Annotated in this window: 26 protein-coding genes; 8 read left to right on the top strand and 18 right to left on the bottom strand. The window is 35.1% G+C overall.

Annotated elements, in window-relative coordinates; genetic code table 11:
• The first annotated feature begins 20 nt into the window (after positions 1-20).
• The gene (gene pdxH / locus MTQ00_RS11685) at positions 21-662 is read left to right on the top strand and encodes a pyridoxamine 5'-phosphate oxidase (protein ID WP_273649191.1); all 642 of its coding nucleotides are present in this window, start codon (positions 21-23) and stop codon (positions 660-662) included.
• Positions 663-735: 73 nt separating this feature from the next.
• Here the strand turns inward: pdxH and MTQ00_RS11680 are convergent, their stop codons facing one another.
• Positions 736-1,026: an HU family DNA-binding protein gene (locus tag MTQ00_RS11680; protein WP_034682524.1), complete on the bottom strand. Its 291-nt coding sequence runs from the start codon at positions 1,024-1,026 to the stop codon at positions 736-738.
• Between the two features lie 397 nt (positions 1,027-1,423).
• On the opposite strand from MTQ00_RS11680, the gene panD reads away from it, so the two are divergent.
• The 4 genes from panD (at position 1,424) to MTQ00_RS11660 (ending at position 4,162) form a co-directional block, all read left to right on the top strand.
• Positions 1,424-1,774 (top strand): aspartate 1-decarboxylase, encoded by a 351-nt coding sequence (gene panD / locus MTQ00_RS11675; RefSeq protein WP_172280165.1) that lies wholly within the window; start codon positions 1,424-1,426, stop codon positions 1,772-1,774.
• Between the two features lie 3 nt (positions 1,775-1,777).
• Entirely contained in the window at positions 1,778-2,806 is a 1,029-nt protein-coding gene (locus MTQ00_RS11670) for a lysylphosphatidylglycerol synthase transmembrane domain-containing protein (protein ID WP_273649186.1), read from the top strand.
• A 109-nt stretch (positions 2,807-2,915) separates the two neighbouring features.
• Positions 2,916-3,491 (top strand): TerD family protein, encoded by a 576-nt coding sequence (locus tag MTQ00_RS11665; RefSeq protein ID WP_172280161.1) that lies wholly within the window; start codon positions 2,916-2,918, stop codon positions 3,489-3,491.
• Positions 3,492-3,493: 2 nt separating this feature from the next.
• Positions 3,494-4,162 (top strand): TerD family protein, encoded by a 669-nt coding sequence (locus MTQ00_RS11660; protein WP_172280159.1) that lies wholly within the window; start codon positions 3,494-3,496, stop codon positions 4,160-4,162.
• Positions 4,163-4,188: 26 nt separating this feature from the next.
• Here the strand turns inward: MTQ00_RS11660 and MTQ00_RS11655 are convergent, their stop codons facing one another.
• The 5 genes from MTQ00_RS11655 to MTQ00_RS11635 form a co-directional block, all read right to left on the bottom strand.
• Positions 4,189-4,626 (bottom strand): GNAT family N-acetyltransferase, encoded by a 438-nt coding sequence (locus MTQ00_RS11655; protein WP_273649183.1) that lies wholly within the window; start codon positions 4,624-4,626, stop codon positions 4,189-4,191.
• A 46-nt stretch (positions 4,627-4,672) separates the two neighbouring features.
• Entirely contained in the window at positions 4,673-5,872 is a 1,200-nt protein-coding gene (tyrS, locus tag MTQ00_RS11650; protein ID WP_273649181.1) for a tyrosine--tRNA ligase, read from the bottom strand.
• Between the two features lie 240 nt (positions 5,873-6,112).
• Positions 6,113-6,763: an NAD(P)H-dependent oxidoreductase gene (locus MTQ00_RS11645; RefSeq protein ID WP_273649180.1), complete on the bottom strand. Its 651-nt coding sequence runs from the start codon at positions 6,761-6,763 to the stop codon at positions 6,113-6,115.
• 75 nt (positions 6,764-6,838) lie between these two features.
• Positions 6,839-7,663 carry an AraC family transcriptional regulator gene (locus MTQ00_RS11640; protein ID WP_273649178.1) on the bottom strand — a complete coding sequence of 275 codons (825 nt, stop codon included), beginning with the start codon at positions 7,661-7,663 and terminating at the stop codon, positions 6,839-6,841.
• An 89-nt stretch (positions 7,664-7,752) separates the two neighbouring features.
• The gene (locus tag MTQ00_RS11635; RefSeq protein ID WP_273649176.1) at positions 7,753-8,385 is read right to left on the bottom strand and encodes a TetR/AcrR family transcriptional regulator; all 633 of its coding nucleotides are present in this window, start codon (positions 8,383-8,385) and stop codon (positions 7,753-7,755) included.
• Between the two features lie 91 nt (positions 8,386-8,476).
• On the opposite strand from MTQ00_RS11635, the gene MTQ00_RS11630 reads away from it, so the two are divergent.
• On the top strand, positions 8,477-8,608 hold the full coding sequence (locus MTQ00_RS11630) for a hypothetical protein (protein ID WP_273649175.1): 132 nt from the start codon (positions 8,477-8,479) through the stop codon (positions 8,606-8,608).
• The gene (locus MTQ00_RS11625; protein ID WP_273649173.1) at positions 8,601-8,960 is read left to right on the top strand and encodes a hypothetical protein; all 360 of its coding nucleotides are present in this window, start codon (positions 8,601-8,603) and stop codon (positions 8,958-8,960) included. Before MTQ00_RS11630 ends, MTQ00_RS11625 begins: the two co-directional genes overlap by 8 nt.
• Before the next feature lie 21 nt (positions 8,961-8,981).
• Here the strand turns inward: MTQ00_RS11625 and MTQ00_RS11620 are convergent, their stop codons facing one another.
• From MTQ00_RS11620 to MTQ00_RS11600, 5 genes are all read right to left on the bottom strand, one after another.
• Positions 8,982-11,360: a TonB-dependent receptor domain-containing protein gene (locus tag MTQ00_RS11620; RefSeq protein ID WP_273649171.1), complete on the bottom strand. Its 2,379-nt coding sequence runs from the start codon at positions 11,358-11,360 to the stop codon at positions 8,982-8,984.
• A 108-nt stretch (positions 11,361-11,468) separates the two neighbouring features.
• Positions 11,469-12,137, bottom strand: a complete 669-nt coding sequence (locus MTQ00_RS11615; protein WP_172280135.1) for a hypothetical protein — start codon at positions 12,135-12,137, stop codon at positions 11,469-11,471.
• A 193-nt stretch (positions 12,138-12,330) separates the two neighbouring features.
• Entirely contained in the window at positions 12,331-13,437 is a 1,107-nt protein-coding gene (locus MTQ00_RS11610) for a TlpA family protein disulfide reductase (RefSeq protein WP_273649168.1), read from the bottom strand.
• Between the two features lie 126 nt (positions 13,438-13,563).
• The gene (gene dapB, locus MTQ00_RS11605; protein ID WP_273649167.1) at positions 13,564-14,364 is read right to left on the bottom strand and encodes a 4-hydroxy-tetrahydrodipicolinate reductase; all 801 of its coding nucleotides are present in this window, start codon (positions 14,362-14,364) and stop codon (positions 13,564-13,566) included.
• 29 nt (positions 14,365-14,393) lie between these two features.
• Positions 14,394-15,545 (bottom strand): Atu1372/SO_1960 family protein, encoded by a 1,152-nt coding sequence (locus MTQ00_RS11600; protein ID WP_273649165.1) that lies wholly within the window; start codon positions 15,543-15,545, stop codon positions 14,394-14,396.
• Between the two features lie 70 nt (positions 15,546-15,615).
• On the opposite strand from MTQ00_RS11600, the gene MTQ00_RS11595 reads away from it, so the two are divergent.
• A complete protein-coding gene (locus MTQ00_RS11595; protein ID WP_273649163.1) occupies positions 15,616-16,437 on the top strand; it encodes a helix-turn-helix domain-containing protein in 822 nt (273 codons plus the stop codon).
• Here MTQ00_RS11595 and MTQ00_RS11590 read toward each other — a convergent pair.
• From MTQ00_RS11590 to MTQ00_RS11560, 7 genes are all read right to left on the bottom strand, one after another.
• Positions 16,424-16,576: a hypothetical protein gene (locus MTQ00_RS11590; RefSeq protein ID WP_273649161.1), complete on the bottom strand. Its 153-nt coding sequence runs from the start codon at positions 16,574-16,576 to the stop codon at positions 16,424-16,426. The genes MTQ00_RS11595 and MTQ00_RS11590 overlap by 14 nt on opposite strands.
• Positions 16,577-16,669: 93 nt before the next feature.
• Positions 16,670-16,870, bottom strand: a complete 201-nt coding sequence (locus MTQ00_RS11585; protein WP_194304243.1) for a YqaE/Pmp3 family membrane protein — start codon at positions 16,868-16,870, stop codon at positions 16,670-16,672.
• 37 nt (positions 16,871-16,907) lie between these two features.
• Entirely contained in the window at positions 16,908-17,891 is a 984-nt protein-coding gene (locus tag MTQ00_RS11580) for a serine hydrolase domain-containing protein (protein ID WP_273651059.1), read from the bottom strand.
• Positions 17,892-18,196: 305 nt separating this feature from the next.
• On the bottom strand, positions 18,197-18,505 hold the full coding sequence (locus tag MTQ00_RS11575) for a hypothetical protein (RefSeq protein ID WP_273649158.1): 309 nt from the start codon (positions 18,503-18,505) through the stop codon (positions 18,197-18,199).
• The gene (locus tag MTQ00_RS11570; RefSeq protein WP_273649157.1) at positions 18,505-18,864 is read right to left on the bottom strand and encodes a hypothetical protein; all 360 of its coding nucleotides are present in this window, start codon (positions 18,862-18,864) and stop codon (positions 18,505-18,507) included. Before MTQ00_RS11570 ends, MTQ00_RS11575 begins: the two co-directional genes overlap by 1 nt.
• Positions 18,865-18,884: 20 nt before the next feature.
• Complete coding sequence (locus MTQ00_RS11565) at positions 18,885-20,315, bottom strand: RCC1 domain-containing protein (RefSeq protein WP_273649155.1); 1,431 nt, start codon at positions 20,313-20,315, stop codon at positions 18,885-18,887.
• A gap of 82 nt (positions 20,316-20,397) precedes the next feature.
• Entirely contained in the window at positions 20,398-21,129 is a 732-nt protein-coding gene (locus MTQ00_RS11560; protein ID WP_273649153.1) for a class I SAM-dependent methyltransferase, read from the bottom strand.
• Positions 21,130-21,169 lie beyond the last annotated feature (40 nt).

Genomic DNA, 21,169 nt, shown 5'->3' with positions numbered 1-21,169 from the left:
AAATTTAATAAAAAATATTTATGGAAAACCTTCACGATAAGAGAAAAATCTATGAGAAATCCCAACTTATTGAAAGTGAGATAAAACAAAATCCGATTGAGCAATTCAGGGATTGGTTTCTTACAGCGTCAGAGAATCCAGGTGTTTCCGAAGCAAATGCAATGGCTATATCAACTGTAGAGGAAGATGGATGCCCAAGGACGAGAATGGTTCTTTTAAAGGCATATACGTATGAAGGGTTTATTTTTTACACCAATTATTCAAGCAAGAAAGGAAAGGCAATTGAAAAAAATCATAAGGCCTGTCTCCATTTTTTCTGGCCAACACTTGAAAGGCAGATCATCATAAAAGCCAATTTGGAACGGGTAGCGGAGAATCTGAGTGATGGCTATTTTCATTCCAGACCAAAAGGCAGCCAGCTGGGTGCAGTAGTGTCGCCTCAAAGCCAGATTATTCCCAACAGGGAGTTTCTGGAAGAGAAATTAAAAGAGCTGGAGAAGCAATATGAAACGGATGAAGTTCCAAGACCCGAGAATTGGGGTGGCTATATCGCAAAACCTTATGAGATAGAATTCTGGCAGGGCAGACCCAATAGATTACATGACAGGATTATCTATCAGCTTGAAGGTCTCGACTGGAAAATTTCCCGTTTAGCGCCTTAATCCCTTTATCAAACTGAATAAACATAAAAAAACCTCATCAAAAGATGAGGTTTGCATTTTCTAATCTGAATGATTATTTTTTCTTAGCTCCAGAAACTGCTGTAGATAGATCAGCTCCAGCTTTGAATTTAGCAACTTTTTTAGCAGCAATTTTGATTGGTTTTTTAGTTGCAGGGTTGATACCTTGTCTAGCAGCTCTCTCAGCTACTGAGAAAGTACCGAATCCTACTAAAGAAACTTTTCCGTCTTTTTTCTTTAAAGTAGTAGTTACGTTAGAAATAAAAGATTCAAGAGCAGACTTTGCTGCAACTTTTGTAATTCCTGCATCTTTTGCGATTGCGTCGATTAATTCAGACTTGTTCATAATTTTTAATATTAAAGTTGGTTCGTAATTATAGCAAATATAATACTATTTTCTAATTGTGCAATTTTTTTATTAAATTTTGTGTTATTTTTTTGATTTTGGCGAAAAAACATCAAAATATCATAATTCGGTTTTTCACCAAAAATCTACGTTACCCGTTACTAAAATCATGCCAAATGCTTATGTGTATTGACTTTAGCTAAATCGGAATATTATTTTTTGTATTTATTAAATCTTGAATTTGTATTAAGTATTAATGTATTTGGTGATATGATTGTAGATTTAGTAAGTAAAATCCAAATATTTTAATTTAAAAAAAAATAAATACCTGTGTATCTGATGCTTTTAAAATGGTTATAAACTTCAATTTATAAATTTTTATTAATAAATTTGCAGCATGTTAATAGAAGTTTTCAAGTCAAAGATTCACAGGGTACGGGTTACTGCCTCAGACCTTAATTATATCGGGAGTATAACGATTGACGAAGATCTTATCGAAGCTGCCGGATTGGTGGTAGGTGAGAGAGTTTATATCGTAAACGTAAACAATGGAGAGCGTTTCGATACATACATTATAAAAGGTAAGAGAAAATCCGGAGAGGTATGCTTAAACGGGCCTGCTGCAAGAAAAGTTCAGAAGGATGATATCATCATTATTATAGCTTATGCACAAATGACGCCGGAGGAGGCAAAAAGTTTCCAGCCAAAGATCGTTTTCCCGGATGAAAAGACAAACCTTCTTACCTGATTCATGGAGAAAAAACAAACGAATCCCATAAAGTCAATAATTACAGTCGTAATTTCGCTTGCTTTTGCAGGCTTTTTTTTATGGCTTGCTTTAAAGGGACTTGATTTTAAGGTGATTCAGAAATCATTGGCAAAAGCAAACTACCTGTGGGTTTTATTTGCTTCTGTTTTTGGGATTTTAGCCTACTGGTTTCGGGCTGTTCGCTGGAATCTTTTATTAGAACCTATGGGGCATCAGATCTCTAACTCCAATTCATTGTGGTCTATTTCATTTGGCTACCTGATGAATCTTACCATTCCCAGAAGTGGAGAAGTAGCAAGGGCTACGGCATTGTATGGAGTGGAAGGAGTTCCGGTAGATAAATCTTTTGGAACGATTATTTTGGAAAGAGTAGTTGATCTTATTTGTATGTTGGGATTCTTGGGATTAACCTTAATCTTTAAATACAAGGCCATTCTTTCTTTTTACGAAAACTCAGGAATAGATATCAACCCAAATAAAATTTTAATCATTCTTTTAATTCTTGTAGTAGGAACAATACTTTTTTTTGTTCTCAAAAAGAAGCTTGCAACAATTCCTCTTTTAGGAAAGATTATTGGCTTTATAGATGGAATCTTCCAGGGGATCACTTCGATTTTCAGGCTGAAACAGAAAGGAAAGTTTATTTTGTATACGCTGGGAATCTGGATATCCTATTATTTTGCAGCCTATCTTGTATGTTTTGCACTTCCGGAAACTTCAAACTTCACCATTGCTGACGGTTTCTTTATTATTGTAGTAGGAACATTGGGAATGATCATTCCTGCCAGTGGAGGTATCGGAGCCTTCAACCTGGCTATGAAATTCGGATTTATGGCATTATTTATATCCATGGGAAAAAGTGCGGAATTAGGAGGTGAAATGGGACTTACTTATTCTTTTATTTCCTTACCTCTGCAAATTGTAATTATGCTGGTCATGGGATTGATTTCTATTCCAATGCTGGCGAAAGCAAGAAATAGCAGAGTCAGTCACAATAATTTTGAAAGTTAATATCCATTCTGATATACAATACAGCCCGGTCAATTAGATCGGGCTTTTTCTATTAAAATATTTGGATATTCGGGAAATCAAATTTATCTTAGATATTTAAGATTTTATTATGGCAATTAACCTACAGAAAGGACAAAGAATAGATATAGGATTAACAAAACTAACGATTGGACTAGGATGGGATCCTAATGATGGAAGAGGATATGATTTTGATCTTGATGCTTCTGCAATTATGATCGATGCGGAAAGAAAACTTGTAAGTGAAGATTATTTTGTTTTTTATAACAATCTAAGCTCTCCGGATGGCGCATTGACTCATACGGGTGATGATCCGAGTGGAAAGAACAGTGACGGGGATGATGATGAATCTATTATTATCGATTTGGAAAAAGTTGATGGAAGAGTAGAAGAAATACTCTTTGTGGTTACCATCGAAGATTTTGAAAGAAGAAAACAAAATTTTGGTCAGGTAAGAAATTCATATATCAGGATCATTGATAATAATAGCAACCAGGAAATCGCCAAATATGAACTGGATGAGGATTTTTCTATAGAAACGGGAATCGAGTTCGGCAGGTTATACAAGAGGAATGGAAGCTGGAAATTTGAGGCTTCCGGAATTGGTTACAGGGCAGACCTTTCTTTCTTCCTTGAAAAATATTATAAAGGGCAAATCATTAAATAACAATGGCAATTAATTTACAAAAAGGCCAAACGATAGATCTCAGGAAAAACAATCTTGGTGAAAGCGTTTATGATCTTTCTCAGGTCACTATCGGATTGGGTTGGGACGTTCGCAAGCAGGGAGGTTTCTTTGGGAGGTTATTCAGCAATGAACCCGAATATGATCTCGATGCTGTTGCTTTTCTTCTGGATAAAAACGGGAAAGTTGCTGATATGGGAAGAACTCTTCATGGGCATAATGGAAAACAGGTTGTGCTTTATGAAAGTGATGTTATTTACTTTAATTCGATGCGTCATCCTTCAGGTCACATCTGGTTGACGGGTGATAATAGAACAGGGGAAGGCGATGGAGATGATGAACAGATTATAGTGAAGCTGGATCAATTAAACGAACGTTATCAAAAGATAATTTTTGTCGTGTCTATATATCAGGGAAGGACCAACAGACAGCATTTCGGAATGATTGATAATGCTTTTATCAGAGCGGTTGATGCAAGAGGAAAAGAAATTACAAAATATAGTCTTTCCGGAGATAGCAGTATGAATGGCATGTGCTCGATGGTTTTTGCTGAAGCATATCGCCATCATGGAGACTGGAAATTCAGGGCAATAGGAGATCCTTACAGTACGGATAATTTTATAGATGTTCTGGTGCCTTATACGTATAAATAAAAAGTATGCTGAAAAGCATACTTTTTTTAATTAAAAAATTTCATATTATAAGAATGATCATCTTCATCGATGATTTTAAAACCTAAGCTGGAATAAAGTTTCTGTGCCCGATTAGTTTTTAAAACACTAAGGGAAACTGATTTCTGATCCGAAACCGATTCACGGATAATTTTTTCCAAAATAGATTTTCCAATACCCAGACCTTGTTGGTCAGGATGAATCTGAAGTTGTAAAATATCTATATTATCTGCAGTTCTGTTTATTTTTAACAATCCCATTGGGTTATCATTTAAAATGATGATATGAGCATTTTCAAATTGGTAAAGGATCCTTTGAAGAGCATATTCTTTTGTGGTTGGCAGATTCGAAGTGGCATAATGCTCAGTCATCGTTTTCATTCTCAGATCGAGCAGGAATTCAATATCGCTTTCCTTAGCTTTCCTGTATTTCAATGCAAAGTTCATAGTATATTCAGCCTTTTCAATACCACGAATATATTGAATTTAAGATTTAAAAAAGTTCGAAAAAAAATCTTTTTCCGATTTTGATTTTGGTGCCTCCTTTCAATTCAATTCTTCGATCGATATCTGTTATTTTCTCCTGATTAATCTGTACTCCTCCATTTTCAATCAATCTCCTTATAGCTGATTTACTCAGATCACTCTTAAGCTGGTGACACAAATCTGTAAGAAGGACATAATTTTCCGAGAGATGCAGGGAATCAATACCAACAGGTTTGAATGTCTTTTCTTCAAAGTTTTTATTTTGAACCTGATTAGCAAAAAAATCTTCTGCTCTTTTTGCTGAAGACTCGTCATGGTATTGAGTAATAATATTTTTAGCAAGTAACTTTTTAATATTCATGGGATTTTCTCCGTTTTCCATCCTCGATTTCAAATTCTGTTTTTCAACAGCCGAAAAGTCTGTGGTGAGATTCATAAACTCTTCGATTAAAGAATCAGGAATAGACATTGTTTTTCCAAACATCTCATTGGGTTCATCTGTCAGGCCAATGGTATTATGTAGTGATTTGCTCATTTTTTCTTTTCCATCAAGTCCTTTTAATAAAGGCAGGCACATCACAATCTGTGGTGAAAGCCCATACACTTCCTGTAATTGTCTACCCATTGTGCAGTTGAAAAGCTGGTCAGTTCCTCCCATTTCGATATCACATTCAATCTTTACGGAATCAAATCCTTGTAAAATAGGGTATACAAGTTCATGCATCGCAATAGGTGTATTTTCCGAAAATCTTTTATTGAAGTCGTTTCTGTGCATTAACTGGGCTACAGTTACTTTTGAAAGCAATCCGATCGCTTCAGAAAAGTTCAAATGATCCAACCAATCGGAATTAAAAACAATTTTTGTTTTTTTAATATCAATTATTTTAGATAGCTGATCGATATAAGTTTGGGCATTGTCATTAACATCTTTGGTGCTTAGCGGTTTTCGTGCTTTGTTTTTTCCTGTAGGATCCCCAATTCTTGCTGTAAAACTTCCGACAACAATAATAATCCGGTGTCCCAGATCCTGAAATTGTCTGAGTTTTTTTAGAACAACAGCGTGTCCGAGATGCAGGTCCGGAGCAGTAGGATCGAATCCCAGTTTGATGTTTAGTTTCCTGTTTTCGTCTTTAGCCTGTTGTAATTTTTTTTCCAGACCGTTTTGTGGTAAAATAATTTCCACATTTTCTTGTAATAAATGAATCATTTCTTTTAAAATTTTGCATTAAAAAAGCCCGAACTATAATGTTCGGGCTCTATATAATTAATTAATATTTTGTTATTGAATTATACACATAGACAGTCTTCCCGAACAGTACATCGGGTAATAATACTTATTAAAGAAAGGAAGACGTAATATGCTGTTTAAATGTTTCATATGAACATCAAAGATAGAAAGTTTTTTCTATTGTAAGAATTCAATCAGGAAACTGGCTGATTATTTTCTTTAAGAAGATTGACGGGTTTGCAATGGATGAGTGTTCAATATTTCAGATTCATTAGCATTCGTTAAGCGATCATTGATTTCATAATATGTATTTCTAATGTGCTCTTTCCATATTTCCACTTGTTCAGGAGATACCCTGTCTGCTTTATCGAAGAAAAAATGTTGGTTGATCTCAAAACCGCAGTATGTAAATATACCTTTATCGGAAGTTAATGAAAGTGCTTTATCCATTCCGATTTGTTCATATTCTGCATGTGATTTACCATGCGTATTGATAATTACGGCCTGTTTTTCTGCCAATAAACCCTTTTGAATGCCCTGGTCATAACGGTAAGCGTAACCATAGCTGAAAACCCTGTCGATATATCCTTTCATAATAGCCGGCATTCCGGTCCACCAGATAGGATAGATGAAGGTAATATGCTCTGCCCATGTGATGAACTCCTGCTCATATTTGATATCATCGGCAAGAATTCCCATTCTCTGTTCCTGTATATCTTTTAAAGAAAACACAGGATCAAAGTTAATTGCATAAAGATCTCTTACAATAACTTCATGATTTTGGGAAGTCAGGCTTTCAACAACAGTTTCTAACAGATGGTGGTTTAAACTGTTTTCGTTATAATGTGCGTAAATAATTAGATGTCTCATTTTTTCTACTTTTTTATTGTTACAGGACAAAGGTAGAATAGCTGAGTACACAAAAATTGTAAGAAAACGAAGTGCCTAATCCGATTTTGGATTGCAGATGTCCTGCTGAAACTTCAGGAACTGTGAAGGTGAAAGATGTATGAAGTGCTTGAAATCATGGATAAGCTGGCTTTGATCGTAATAATTACACTCATCAACAATGGTAAACCATTCGACTTTGTTTTGATTGGCAATTTCTTTCTCAATAAGCTGGATGGCTTTTGAAAACCTGTTATACCGGGTGATCTCTTTGGATGAATATCCAAATTGCTCTTTTTGTTTTAGCTGAATACTTCGTTCACTTTGATTGGTCTTTTCAGCAATTGTTTTAATGGGGTTTAAATTTTTATTTGTAAAATCACTCAAGAGCTGACCTGTGAGATCCCGCTCCTGCAAATAGGGTTTACAAAACGCAAGAATATAATCTACCTGTTCCTGAGTAGAATTAATTTTTGAAATCTGATGCCATAGATTGGTAAAACAGTTTTCTTCAAGAAGCTCGTCAGGATTTATCGCGGCCTGATATGAGATGCATGCTTTTCCAAAAAAACGATAAAAAGCATCATCTTTGAAATTAGCTACAAGAATTGAAGTTCCGGAAGGCAACGTATAGTCGAAAGAGTGCCTGATAGGACCAAAAACGATACATTTATCTACCGTTATCATCGTTTTTTCCTTGGTTACCATTGATGCACTTTCCCCAAAGCAAAATAGCAATATCGTCTGATACGTGGGCAGCAATGTCTTGGTTACCGGAAATTCGGAATTGTTTTCAGCAAAATAGAAATGTGAAAATATATTCTCGAATTCCGGCGGAACTGAGATTCTGTAACCATTATATTGTGTTGATGATCCGGACATTTAAAAGCCATTTATTATGATGTAAAAATAAAGGATTTTTATTACTACATCGTTTTAACTGAATGGTAAAATTAAAAACAAATTGAGATTTATTTTTTAAGTTTTTGAATAAAATTCACTTGATATAATTTCTGCTGTTCAGGATTTAACAAAGGGTAAAACAAATTCATCTGGATAAGGCTGTAATGCTTAATTGCTTCTTCTTTTGGTAGATTGAGTGTTAGGCTATTATGGGTAACCCAATTATCAGCAATAATAAATATTTGGGTGCTAAGGTTGTTTATAATAAAATCAGGGATATCTTCCCGGAAGATCCTGTTCTTCTGAAAATCCAGAAATATAGATTCAAACTCAGTTTTCCTGTGCAAATTAATTTGTTCATACTGAGTTTTTATTTCGGGAATTTTTCTTAGAATATCAACGAAATTGAGGAAGATAAAACGATAGGAATAGAAAATTTCGTAAGTACGGTAAGTAAAGTCAAATAAGTTTTGTAAGGTCTTATGATCAGTTTGCTGAAGTGTATTCATCATTTCATCCATTCCCAGTAGGAGTTCGGAAAAAACAACTTTAATAATATCTTCAGAATGTTTGAAGTGATAATGCAGATTTCCCGGACTTATATTGAGTTCAGCTGCAATATGTCTTGTCGTGATTGTATTGTATCCTTTTTCGTTGAAAAGCTGGATTGCTGTTGAAATAATCTTTTCCCTGGTTTTCATGCCTCAAATATAAGAGAGATTTTCTGAATATTTTAAAAATTAGAACATTTGTTCTAATTTTTATATATTTGTACTCAGAAATCAAAATGCGATGGAAGGGAAACAAAAATTTGATTACGAAAAAGCGGCAGAGAGAGGAAAAGATGAAAAAGACTTGCAGGAAGTGATGGTCAAGGTTCTGCAGGTCATTTTAGGAATCATTATGGCGGTATTACATGCTTAGAAAATACAGGATCTCGGTCTTATTCTTATGTGGCTTATTCATCTGGTCAGCCATTATCATTTTCCGAAAGAATGGAATTATTATTCCCTGGTTCAATGATTATTTTACAGATCTTATTACAGTTCCCATGTACGGTTATCTGATAGAATATGGGATGAATAAAATATTGGGTTTCCGGTGGCAGCCCGATCTAAAGTTTATCATAAGATCGGTTATTTATCTCTCTCTTTTATTTGAATGGTTTTGTCCATTGGTTTCTGATCACTTTGTTGGAGATTTTTTTGATGTACTGGCTTATTCCATCGGAGGAATTGGATACCTTCTTTTTCAGTATAAAAAAGTACCAATCTAAACTGTTGTTGTCCTACTTATTTTAATTACCATTGCTTCCTCCAGCTCTGTTTGATTCTTCGAACTTCATTTGTTTGGTTGCTCCCTTTATATCATTATTACCGAATTTATAGGTTACTGAAAATAACATATTTCGTGAGGTTCCTTTGGAATAATACTCTACATTATAATTGGGATAATATTCTGTTCCCTTATTACGGTCGGTATTTAAAGCATCATTCAGGTATAAGTTGATCATTAATTTTTTCTCCATCAGGTTTAATTTTATTCCCGTATAAACCGATCCATTTCCATTGAAATAAGTATTTCCACTTCTGTTGGGAATGTTTGCCCATATACCTAGCATTAAAGTCAATGTTTTTTCCTTATTAAGAAAGAAGTTATTATCCAGGTTAATACTGGCTCCATATCCTGCCGGTGCTGCCACCGCTTCAGGAAGATATGATTTGGATTTGGCATAAAACCCATTTAAGAATGCACTAGATTCCAGCCACGTAAGCTTATTATAATTGTAGCTGATGTTAATACCCGCCTGATTTTGGTTATAGAAATTTTTGACAATACTGTATTTCAGATTTCCTTCTACCACCTGTATTCTATCCCAATTATCCTTATTGTAGTTGTAGTAGAGTGTAATGTTTAAATTATTTTTGAGCACGTAACCCAACTCAAAATTGTCTGAAAAAGAGGGGAGAAGATATGGGTTTCCGGTATTGTATTCATATTCTGAAGTATAATATTTGAAGGGATTAAGGTTTCCGAAATAGGGGCGCGAAATTCTTCTGGAATAATTTAATGTAAATGTATTGTTTTCGTTAGGTTTATAACTTAAATAAGCCGTAGGGAAAAATTTTCCGTAATTGATGTTGGCAGAAGAATTATCATTTAATGAAACGCCTTCCAGTGTAGTGTACTCATAACGAAGGCCCGCTTTTGCATCCCATTTATCATTGATTTTAAAACTGGTAGACAGGTATGCAGCAAAGTTCTCTTCATTATAGATAAATGTATTGGTCCTTTCTCTATTCAAAATATATTGTCCATTCTCAATGTTGAAGAAATTAAAATCAGATGCGTTTTTTATTTTGGTGTATTTCAAGCCTGATTCCGTTTTTATTTTGACAAAATTCTTTTCCAGATCAGCCTGGCCTGAATAGATCCGGTACCTGCTGACAGGATTGGTAAGAGTAGAAACTTTGGTATCGGTGACGGTATTGTAAAAGTTATCGGCGTGTGCGTTATTAATTAATACATTACCTGATATGCTAAGTTTACTTCCAATTGTGTCAAGCTTTATATCGTAAAAAGCATTGGTATTGTGAAGGTTTCTGTGATTTTTATTTTTACTGTCGGAGAATACATTGAGTTTCCCTCCTTCATTAAAAATAGATGTATAATTTTCAGCCTTTTCGAATGGGTTGCCGAAAGAATAATTATAATTGAATCCTACAAGGTGTTTATCACTGATTTTATATTCTCCTTTCAGATTGGCTCCTTTGTATTTGTTATTATACAGTTCTTTGGAATCGGTGTTCCAGTAATTTGAGTTATTAGTCCCTGTTAAATAATTGTAAGATGAACTGTCCCAATAATTATCTCCTGCTGATAAATTGGCTGTAAGAGATAATTTATTCCCCTGGTAATTAAAACCGGCTCCACTTCTTGCACTGACGGTAGGTTTTCCATAAAAGTAACTTCCTGATGTCTGTAAAGAGCCATTCCATCCCATATCAGCCTTCTTTTTCAGAATAATATTTATCAGCCCGCTTTTCCCCTCTGCTTCGTATTTGGCAGGAGGTGTAGTGATAACTTCAATTTTAGCGACATCATCCGAGCGTAATGTTTTTAGATAATTGATCAATTCCTGCCCGGATAAATTTAAGATCCGATCATTCAACATCACTGCAATATTACTTTTTCCTGCAATAGAAATAGCATCATCTGTAGCCCGTACCATTGGAGTTTTTGCTAATGCTTCCACGACATCTATTCCTTGTGATGCAATAGAGTTTTCAACATTAAAAACCAATCGGTCGACTTTTCTTTCAAATAGCTTTTTCTTTATGGAAACAGAAACTCCTTCTATCTTTTGCTCAAAAGGTGTATTTTCTTTTATATGGATGTCTTTAGTAAGATTTCCGCTAACAGTTATTTTTTCGCTTTCTACTTTTATTCCGTCATGAATAACCTCTAATAAATAAATTCCATTTTTATTCAGAACTATTTTAAACATTCCGTTCTGATCTGTAATAGCAGAAAATTTTTCAGTATCGTTTGTTATAACCACTTCAGTTTCTACCGCAGGCTTGTGATGTCCGTCAATAATACTTCCTTCAATGCTTTGAGCATAGATGAAAAGAGAAAATAAGAAAAATATGAAGGTAAATATCTTTCGAACCATATCATTATTTACTGACAGGGGCAATTTAAGAAAATAATGTTACATCATTATTCATTTGATAGTGAATTTTATAAAAAAATATGGTATCCTTATAGATAAATCTATATATTAAGAGTCGTGAAGTTTGATAATTGGGTCTTTGTAAAATCGGGTTAGGTCATAGAGTTCACCGAAGTATGTTGAAAGTTGAACACCACTGTCAAAGAGTGATCCTGTTTCAGGATTGGTTTGAACAGCATTGAATTTGTCTTCAGCGAAGGAATATAAATCCTTATGATCCGGCTTTAAAAAGTCCATTAAAAGAATATGACTGTTTTCTTTTTTATGGAACCGGCTGAGTAGTCCGGTAAAAAATATTCCATAGATAAGAAAAGGACTGAATTCTTCTGTATTGAACTTATAGGGTAAAGTGCTTTGAGAATATTTCTGATAATCGGAAATAATCTGGTTGAATGGAGTAACGTCAGGAGGAGAAATTTCGTAAAACTGATCAATCCCATTAATAAAAAGCTGATTAATTACTTCTTCCTTTGAATTTGATGGATCTGCACTTGTATCATGATATTCACCCTGAAACCAGTGAAAAATACTGCATAGTTCATCAGGTGTAAGATTTTCGACACTGTCTTTTACTTTAGCCTTAATAATTTCCAGGCTGGTTTTTTTGTCATCATCCAGATATCTGAGTGCTGAATTTTCCTCACGGCAAAGCTTATTGTACAAATTGATCTTGGCAATAGTAGGGTTAGTTTTTATGAAATAAATTTTTTCTGCCATAATTTTGTATCAAAAAATTAACAATAAAACCTTTAGATGTATTTAAAGATACAAATATGCGGTGATATAAGTTGAATATATTTTTTGGTTTTGTATGCAATGCTTTCTTCTGTCTTTTCAAAGTCGGATAAAGTTCAATTCTGATTTTACTGATGGCCAAAAAAATGACAGCTGTTTGGCTGTCATTTTTTTATTATTGAATGTGCTTTTCTATTTCCCCAGCAATCTGATCCAATTCACCGAACTTTCTGGCAATGATCTTTCCATTTTGATCTACCAGAATTTGTAGAGGATATCCGGTAGCATGAAGCTTATTGAGGAATGCCTGATTCACATCGAAATAATTTTTCCAGCTTACTTTATTTTCGTTCAGTATTCTATTGGCCCGATCCATTCTGTCTTTCACAGTATCGTCAGCAACACTTATGAATTGCACACCTTTATCCTTATATTTTTCATATAAGGTGACCAGCTTGGGCAAATCTTTAATACAAGGTTTGCAGGTTGTAGCCCAATAATCTATCAAGGTAAGTTTGTGGTCAGAAAAACTGGAGTTATTTATCTGATCGGTTGAATTAAGTTTCAGGTTCGGGAAATTTGCACCGACACTTGTAGCATTTTCTATTTTCAGGATTTTCTCAAATTCTTTATAACTGAATATCCCTTTTATCTTTTTAGAAAATAAGGGCATATTTTCCACATAGCTTGGGTTAAAACCGTATTTTGAGAAATCATTTACGATTTCCCAGAACGCCACATAGGAGTTTGGATTTTTAGTGATATAGGTTCTCAGCAGCTTTTGTTTACTTTCAATATCACCAGGATTATTGTCTTCATAAGGTTTTAATTTTTTGTCTGCTATCTCAAGTAACTTCTTCAGTTTTTTGTATTCGGCGTTGGTTGGCGTTTCAGAACCTGACGTAAAATTCAGATTTTTATCCACGATACTGATCTTGTAATCCCCTTTTTCAATGAAAAAAATATCAGAACCATATCCTCCCTTTTCTACAGCATTAAAATATCCAAAGATAACAGGCTGAGGATATTCTATTTGTCCGGTCACTGTCTTTGAGTCATCGATCGTGATAAATGCGGTATTAAAACCCTTCATAAATCTTACACCTTTTTCCGGTTGAATGGTAAAATTGTACAGTTTATGAGTTTCTCCCATTCCCATCGGAGGAGCAATGGTTATGGAATCTTTAGCAAATACCGGAGCACTGATATCCATTTTAAAATTGGTTTGGGAATAAATAGTACAGAATGATAAAAAAAGTAAGACCTGTGAAATTTTTTTCATAAATAAATCGAGATTTTAAAAAATTAAAGATATTGTTTTATGAGTAACTTCCGTTATTGTTTTCAGGAAATATCACAAAAAAAAGAGACTTATTTAGTCTCCTTTTTTTACCCTTTGTAATTTTATTTAAAAATCCATTACTGTATCCAGTCCTCTTCTGAGGCCTTTGAATGTGCCTATTTTTTCAATAGCAAGTAACCCACCTTTTACATAAGGTTCTGCACTGGTTCCTGAATCGTGTCTGATGATTAATTTTTCATCTTTTAACCCAAAAATAGTTTCTACAGCAATAACATGCCCCGGAAGCCTTACAGAATGAACATGAACCCCTTCCATTTCTGCTCCTCTAGTTGCCTTTTCACCAACCATCTGATCCGTAGGAATAGGGACAACGGGTTTTTGAACCTGGGCTAATCGGTGAGCGAGTTCCCTTACCGTTCCGCTTGGGGTATCAATTTTTAGCTCATGTGCATAATCTATAATCTCATAGTTGGGAATGTACTTTGCAGCAATTTCAGCAAACTTTTGAAGAAGAACAACTGTGATCGCAAAGTTTCCTACCGCCAGTACGGAAGTATCATTTTCAATGGCAGCTTTTTCTATTTCTGCATAATCTTCTCCTGTAAGGCCTGAAGTTCCCACAATAACTTTTTTACCTCTTTTTACGGCCGCCAGGACATTGGTTTTGGCGACATCAGGTTTTGTGTAGTCAAATAACACATCGAAGTCAAGGGCATCTAAAGCCTTCTCAATGGTATCAAATACCGGAATTTTTTCATTCCCTAAATCAAGGATCTCAGCGAGGTTTTTTCCACTGCCGGAACGGGATAATCCACCGACCAGCTGCATTCCCTCTTGTTTAAAAATAGCTTTGCTCAGCTCAGAGCCGGCCCATCCGGTAGCTCCTGCAACGAATATTTTGATCATGATTTTTTGTTTAAGTTAATTAATATTTTTTACTCCACTTCAAATACGGCCTGAATCTCTACAGAAGAGTTAACAGAAATCGATGATGCTCCAAAGGTAGCTCTTGCATGCTTTCCTTTTTCTCCAAATACTTCTACAGTAAGATCGGATGCTATATTCATAAGATCTGCGTGTTTAGTATAGTCGTCTTTTGTATTAAATATTCCCGTAAGCTGTACACAACGTTTTACACGGTTTAAATCACCACCCAAGGCCTCATTTAATACAGAAAGAACATTAAGCATGGTCACTTTCGTAGCTTCTTTTACCTGTTCTTCAGTAAGTGAAAGTCCTAGTTTTCCAGGATTAAGGATTTTCCCGTCTTTTAATGCAACCTGGTTAATGAAAACCAGATTTCCTGAACGTACATAGGGCTGATAATTTCCTGCAGGTTTAGGAACCTGTGGAAGAATGATCTGCTTTTGTTTTAAGACAGTGTTGATATTAGCTGTTTTTTCTTGGATATCATTTTCCGATGTCATCTTATGGGGAAAGATATCTTTCAATGCTGCTGCTATCTTAGCAAAGTTTTCTCCTTGCATTCTGGCAATATAACGTTCACTTTCGCTGGGGCGTTCTACATTTTTAACTGAAGCAAGGCTGGTTACTCCAAGAACGGTGTTTCCCTGTGGGGTATTTTTGTCTGTGTTTTCTGCACCACGAATACCATTCGATACCAGTACCATTCCATGAACGGCCAGGCTATTCCAAAAAGACTGAATAGCCAGCTCCTTTCCTGCACCACTTCCTGCAGACATGAAGACGGTCGCCGGCATTCCTTCTAATGCATGGGTGGTCCATAATCCAACCGTTTTTGATAAGAACTCACTCATTCCCGTACTGATATTTCCAAAATAAACGGGTGATCCAAATGCAATTCCGTCGTAGGAAGAGAGTTCTTCGACGCTGGCTATAGGGATATCTTTTAATTTGGGATGGGTTGACGCTTTTACCTGTTTAATTACAGCCTGTACATTTCCTTGGGTTTCAATTCCTTTTGATATTTCTTTTGCTAATTCATAAGTTCCTCCATTATCCGAATAAAACAGAACCAGAACTCTAGCTTTATGTTCTTGTGCCATCATAGATTGGGTTATTATCAGAAGTAGGAAAGCAGTGATGATCTTGCTTATATTTTTCATATTTTTTTAAGGTCTAACATTCAGATACAAAATTAATAATGTCGTTTTTATTAACTTTGCCAAAAAGAATATGCAAAACGCCAAACTTAAATGCGGATTGATTGAAACGAATCAGGGTTTCTACAATGATACCATCTCGAAGGATGCCTATGTGTGGTATGAGGAAAACTGGAAACATGATGAATATGAGCATATTCATGAAAGGGCCCAACTCACTTATGTGGAAGAAGGGTATCAGTATCTGCATATTCAGCAGAAAATATATCTTGTTCCTAAAAATCATGTGATCTGGATCCCTTCCGGAGTTAAGCACCGCACTACTTCTGATGCAAGATCAGTAAATCTGATGGTCATTTTATTTAAAAAGCTTTTACCATCTGATTTTTTTAAAGAAGTGCATGTTTTTGCGGCACCTCCTGTTTTGAAAGAGATGCTTTTATATGCTTCAAAATGGAATAAACTGGATACTGAAGATCAGGAGCAAACCGTTTTTCTAAAAGCATTGTTAAATAGTTTGCCTAACTTTTGTAATGAAAGTCGTTTTCTGGAAATTCCTGTTCCTGAAGATCATCGCTTAATTCCTGTTTGTGATTATATTAACAGCCATTATCAGGAAAGTTTTAATGTGAGCGATATGGCAGACCTTGCAAAAATGTCTGTCCGAAGTTTACAGAGGATATTTAAAGAGCAGACAGGAATTACTCTTCAGAAGTACGGACAATTGATCAGGATTTTAAAGAGTGTGGAGCTTATCGATACCCGGCAATATACCTTAAGTGAAATAGCTTTTAAAATAGGATATAAAAGTCTTTCTGCTTTTACCTCTTCTTATGCTTCCATTATGAAGGAAGCACCGAAAGCCAAAAAAGATATTATTTTTAGTCTGCATTGACTTTTTCTGAGTTTGGTTTTCTGCTTAATCTTCCTTTATTTTGAAGAGGTGTAAAAAGATCTCCAGCTAGTTCCAGATCAATCTTTTCAGGGTAGACAGGAGTGGGCTGATCATCATAAATACAATAAAAACTCAGCATAGTAAAGTGTGTTTTTATTAATAATCAATAGCAATTCAGTTGCCTTCATTTCAGTAATTGATCTTCTTTCCAAACATCATAAGCTTAGAATAATTATCTCTGGCTTTCTTTTACTGCTTTGATGAGGTCACGGTTTCGCTTATCTGCTCTTTCATTATTCAGGGAGAGAGCTGCCCAAATTGCAGCAGGGACCCAGCCGATTACAGTGATCTGTAAAATCAGGCATAATATTCCGGTTAGGACTTTTCCACGAACGATAAAAGATAAAAAGGGTAATAAAATTGCTAGTAACATGATTGTAAGATTTTAAATAGTGATACTTTTCTTTTAATTAATTTCTGTTGATATTTTCAAGTGCAAGTCTGGTCATATTCCTTACCGTTTCAGTAGGTGAATGGCAATCACAATTACTGAATCCTACTACATACAGGTCTTCTGACGGAATATATACCCCCATTGATTTAAATCCAAAAATACTGCCTCCATGTTCTCTGGAAGCAACTCCGTTAATGTCTTTAAGGTGCCAGCCATAACCATAGGTAAATTCTTCACCATTATTAAGCCTGTATTTTTGAAATGCTTTTTCGGTCTCCTGTGAATTTAGTAAAATATTTTTATTTAATGCATTTTGCCATTTCAGCATATCTTCAAGCGTGGACATCAGTGAGCCTGAGGAAAAAGGAACACTGAAACTGATAAGGGTCTTGTTTACGTAACCGGATTCTTTCTTATGATATCCAGATGCTCTCTTGAGAACTATTTTTCTGTCCGATGCATAATAAGAATGGTTCATGCCGGCTTTATCAAAAATATTTTTCTGTATGAAATTTTCATAGGAATCTCCTGAAATTAATTCAATCAGATGACCCAATACAACATATCCTGAGTTGTTATAATCAAACTTTTCTCCGGGAGCAAAATCTACCGGCTCATTTTTGAAAAAATCAACCATCATTTCTGGCTTCATTTCCTTTTGGGCAATCGTTGTGATCGATTTCATTTTCGTAAAATCCTTGATTCCTGAAGTATGGGTCAGTAAATGATGAATAGTAATTTTATCACCATTCGGAAAGTCTTTGATGTACTTAGAAATAGGGTCATTAACGCTTAATTTTCCTTGTTGTTCGAGCATTAAAGTGGCTATAGCAGTAAATTGCTTGGTCATGGAGCCGATTTCAAATACATAATCCGCATGAAGATTAGCATCAAGTTCCAGATTCGCCTTTCCAAAAGCCTTTTGATATAAGACTTTACCTTTTTGTGTAACCTGAAATACACCACCAGGAGCTTTTGCATCACTGAATTCTTTAAGAATTACATCATCGATCCTTTTTTCCAGAGTTTGTGCAAAAATAAGACTTGAAGAAAAAAGAATAACAAAATGAATCGGTTAAAAGTTTTATTTGAGCTCATAATAATCTATTGTGTTATACAAAGATATAATTTAATTTCATTACTATGCAATACAATATAGTTATTTCTTTTGTATTAATTATAGGTATTGGTAACTTGGATTGCTATTAGAATAAAATGAATGGAATAGAAGGTGGATATACAGGTAAAAAATAGGCTACCCAATTTGGTAGCCTGATATGATTTCATTTTTTATAAATCCTTAGATCAGTTTTTAGCTGAAATTTTTTTTAGTTTGCTAGCGTCTATTAAGCAACCAGACCAAGTGTTTTCAGAGGTTTTAATCCGTAGGCACTTTTTATCGTTATCATACACTAGCGTAGCTTTAACAGGAATCAGACTTGTTAATCCTGTTGTGGATTCAGCAGAGGTTACACGTGGAATAACAAGACCCATTTCTTTATCCCTATTTTGGAGGTGGAGTAAACCTTCTGGTTTATTCGTTCCGATAGCCACTTGTGCCTTTCCTAATGCACAACAAAGTAGAAATACTGATAATATAACTTTATTAGCCATTATTTATTTGTATTTGTTTCAATATTATTTTTAGGATTGTTAAAACTTTTACCAGCAGACATTTGTGTAAGTTGCGTTTTGTCCAGCAGGCAATCTGACCAGTTTGTCTCTGAGTTTTTAATTCGTAAACAATGTTTACTCATATCATATACTAAGGTTGCTTCCACAGGGGTCATATTATCGGGTGTAGTTACAGAATCTACATTCTGTACTGTTGGGAGTACAAGTCCTAAATTTTTATTGTCTTTGTTCTTTATATGAAGGATACCTTCTGGTTTTTCTGTTTCTATTCCTACCTGAGCGTAAAATAATGGACACAGGCTGAAAAATATTAATAGTATTATCAATTGTTTTATCATAAGTTTATTTTTTGTGAGTGTTATTGTAAAACATCTATGAGTAATGGATTGTTACCAGAATTTCCGGCTTTGCCTAATTGGTTATTAGAGCCGCTTCCAGCTCCATACAGTTTGAAATTCCCATTTTTATCTTTTACATGAATATACATATTGCTGACTCCAAAGGCAACATCAATCATCTGACCGTCAATATTACTTGTATCAGCTAATGTTAAAGTTTTAAGATGTGTGGTGCCACCTGTGGAAAGTCTTCCATTGGTGTTTCGCCCCGCCACAAAAAGTCTGTTTTTATTGGTAATTAAGGCAACACCGTAGTAATCTAAATCAAATCCAACAAATTTTTCATCAGCAGCGAGTAGTTCTGAAGTAACTTCGATGGGTGTAGTATTGGTTACACCTTGTATTCCATAATCGTACACGTATCCAAAAGCAAAATATCTTCCCTGATTGGTAATAAATCCACCACCGTTGGTTGTATTATCCATGGTAATTTGTAAGACTTTTTCTCCAGAATTGAATATAGAAGATGTGTCGAGTAGAGTTGGAAGATAAACATTTCCATCAGGAAGCCCGATACGTTTTACATATCCACCGTTTAGTCCCCATACGTAAATATTTCCATCACTGGTAACGGCTACTGCCTGCTGCATTCCAACCTCCATATCAACAACTTCCTTGTCATCAAAAAAGGCTATTTTCTTAAAAGGTCTCACATCAGCTGTTTCTCCACCTCCTGTTACAGAATAAGCATAGTATCCTGAAACGTATAACTTTTTATCCACTCCCAAAACGAGGGCATTAAAATATCCGGCTGTAACACGCTCTGCAAGAACTCCACCAGGTAACGGAATAACTTTTGGGGCAAAAACATTTCCGGTGTTTCCATCACCGATTCTTCCATAAGTATTCGTTCCCCAACCCCATAAAGTTCCATCTTTGGCAACTGCTAGTCCATAAGTTTGTCCCATAGAAACATCTTTGAAAGAGTTGTTTTTAATAACGGGTATTGAATAATTGGAGGAATTTGAGCTAGGAATTTGTCCACCGGTATTTGCTCCTAGACCATAGACTGCATCATTATCAATAGGATTAATATACACCATCGCATTATCCCTAACGACACCAATTTTTCTTCCTTTACGGCCTAATCTTATTTCCGGAGTTATATCATTTTCGTCTGCCAGACAATCCGACCAGCTTGTTGCTGAATTTCTGACCCTTAAACAATTCTTACTGTCATCATAAACAAGAGTGCCTTCTAAAGGCTGGCTTACAGTAACTCCTGTTACAGATTCCGTAGTGGAAACTCTTGGAATAACAATTCCCAATTCTTTGTCTGTGTTTTGTAGGTGTAAAATGCCTTTTGGTGAAACTGTTCCTATACCTACCTGTGCATGAATAAGAAGATATTGCGCAAAATAGATGACTATTAAGCTAATTTTTTTGATCATTACTGTTTGTGTTTTTATTTTAGGCAGTAAAAATAATTTTTTTTTGAATGACTTAAGATTAAAATTTCATTAAAAATTAATTTCACTTTTCATAGCTCATTATGAGTATCATCGGCCTTCGCAATTCATCTTTCATTTCTGAAAATTGTTTGAGCATTTCCTCACTTGGTTGGGCTTCTACAACTTCCTTTAATTTGAATCCTTGGTTTAATAAACAGCTAAGGTATGTCGTTAATGTTCTGTGGTATTTAACAACATTTTCACCAAGAAATGTAGTGTTTCTCCTTCCTTCGATAAAATATTTATCCACCGGCCAATGTTGCTTTTCTCCATGGGTATCATAACTCCAGTCCTGAGTGCCTTCGGCAGTAAAAACAGGATGTTCTACAGAAAATACAAACTGACCTCCGGGTTTTAACCATTTGTAGATATTTTGAGCAATGGTATCAAATGATTCTACATAATGTAAGGTAAGAGAACTTAAAATTACATCAAAGGTTTGATTTGGATAAGTTACCTCTTCAAGAGCACTCCGAAAGTACTCAATACCTTTTAGGTTATTGATCTCTCTGGCTTTTTCAAGCATTTTTTCAGAGAGATCAATTCCAATTACAGATTTTGCCCCTTGCTCTATAGCATATCGGCAGTGCCAGCCAAAACCACAACCGAGATCAAGTACATTCTTTTCTGTAAAATCGGGTAGCATATCCTTTAAAACATACCATTCTCCGGCTCCCTCCAATCCAAGTTGAGAGCGAAGCATTTTTTCATATTGTCTGAAAAAAGAAGGATCATCGTATTTGTTTTCTTTCATAATAAAAATGTACTTGTGAATCTGTTGTATAGATTAGCGG

The sequence above is a fragment of the Chryseobacterium sp. B21-037 genome (assembly GCF_028570785.1).
Classification (GTDB): Bacteria; Bacteroidota; Bacteroidia; order Flavobacteriales; family Weeksellaceae; genus Chryseobacterium; species Chryseobacterium proteolyticum.
This window is presented reverse-complemented; position numbering and strand designations above follow the sequence as displayed.

Excerpts from the sequence above, each read along its gene's own strand:
- MTQ00_RS11625 (WP_273649173.1), top strand. The coding sequence starts at position 8,601 with ATGCTTAGAAAATACAGGATCTCGGTCTTATTCTTATGTGGCTTATTC.
- MTQ00_RS11645 (WP_273649180.1), bottom strand. The coding sequence starts at position 6,763 with ATGAGACATCTAATTATTTACGCACATTATAACGAAAACAGTTTAAAC.
- MTQ00_RS11575 (WP_273649158.1), bottom strand. The coding sequence starts at position 18,505 with ATGGCTAATAAAGTTATATTATCAGTATTTCTACTTTGTTGTGCATTA.
- MTQ00_RS11560 (WP_273649153.1), bottom strand. The coding sequence starts at position 21,129 with ATGAAAGAAAACAAATACGATGATCCTTCTTTTTTCAGACAATATGAA.
- MTQ00_RS11595 (WP_273649163.1), top strand. The coding sequence starts at position 15,616 with ATGCAAAACGCCAAACTTAAATGCGGATTGATTGAAACGAATCAGGGT.
- MTQ00_RS11670 (WP_273649186.1), top strand. The coding sequence starts at position 1,778 with ATGGAGAAAAAACAAACGAATCCCATAAAGTCAATAATTACAGTCGTA.
- MTQ00_RS11565 (WP_273649155.1), bottom strand. The coding sequence starts at position 20,315 with ATGATCAAAAAAATTAGCTTAATAGTCATCTATTTTGCGCAATATCTT.
- pdxH (WP_273649191.1), top strand. The coding sequence starts at position 21 with ATGGAAAACCTTCACGATAAGAGAAAAATCTATGAGAAATCCCAACTT.
- MTQ00_RS11660 (WP_172280159.1), top strand. The coding sequence starts at position 3,494 with ATGGCAATTAATTTACAAAAAGGCCAAACGATAGATCTCAGGAAAAAC.
- MTQ00_RS11615 (WP_172280135.1), bottom strand. The coding sequence starts at position 12,137 with ATGGCAGAAAAAATTTATTTCATAAAAACTAACCCTACTATTGCCAAG.
- MTQ00_RS11680 (WP_034682524.1), bottom strand. The coding sequence starts at position 1,026 with ATGAACAAGTCTGAATTAATCGACGCAATCGCAAAAGATGCAGGAATT.
- tyrS (WP_273649181.1), bottom strand. The coding sequence starts at position 5,872 with ATGATTCATTTATTACAAGAAAATGTGGAAATTATTTTACCACAAAAC.
- MTQ00_RS11610 (WP_273649168.1), bottom strand. The coding sequence starts at position 13,437 with ATGAAAAAAATTTCACAGGTCTTACTTTTTTTATCATTCTGTACTATT.
- MTQ00_RS11665 (WP_172280161.1), top strand. The coding sequence starts at position 2,916 with ATGGCAATTAACCTACAGAAAGGACAAAGAATAGATATAGGATTAACA.
- MTQ00_RS11590 (WP_273649161.1), bottom strand. The coding sequence starts at position 16,576 with ATGCTGAGTTTTTATTGTATTTATGATGATCAGCCCACTCCTGTCTAC.
- panD (WP_172280165.1), top strand. The coding sequence starts at position 1,424 with ATGTTAATAGAAGTTTTCAAGTCAAAGATTCACAGGGTACGGGTTACT.
- MTQ00_RS11640 (WP_273649178.1), bottom strand. The coding sequence starts at position 7,663 with ATGTCCGGATCATCAACACAATATAATGGTTACAGAATCTCAGTTCCG.
- MTQ00_RS11600 (WP_273649165.1), bottom strand. The coding sequence starts at position 15,545 with ATGAAAAATATAAGCAAGATCATCACTGCTTTCCTACTTCTGATAATA.
- MTQ00_RS11635 (WP_273649176.1), bottom strand. The coding sequence starts at position 8,385 with ATGAAAACCAGGGAAAAGATTATTTCAACAGCAATCCAGCTTTTCAAC.
- MTQ00_RS11570 (WP_273649157.1), bottom strand. The coding sequence starts at position 18,864 with ATGATAAAACAATTGATAATACTATTAATATTTTTCAGCCTGTGTCCA.
- MTQ00_RS11585 (WP_194304243.1), bottom strand. The coding sequence starts at position 16,870 with ATGTTACTAGCAATTTTATTACCCTTTTTATCTTTTATCGTTCGTGGA.
- MTQ00_RS11620 (WP_273649171.1), bottom strand. The coding sequence starts at position 11,360 with ATGGTTCGAAAGATATTTACCTTCATATTTTTCTTATTTTCTCTTTTC.
- MTQ00_RS11630 (WP_273649175.1), top strand. The coding sequence starts at position 8,477 with ATGGAAGGGAAACAAAAATTTGATTACGAAAAAGCGGCAGAGAGAGGA.
- dapB (WP_273649167.1), bottom strand. The coding sequence starts at position 14,364 with ATGATCAAAATATTCGTTGCAGGAGCTACCGGATGGGCCGGCTCTGAG.
- MTQ00_RS11655 (WP_273649183.1), bottom strand. The coding sequence starts at position 4,626 with ATGAACTTTGCATTGAAATACAGGAAAGCTAAGGAAAGCGATATTGAA.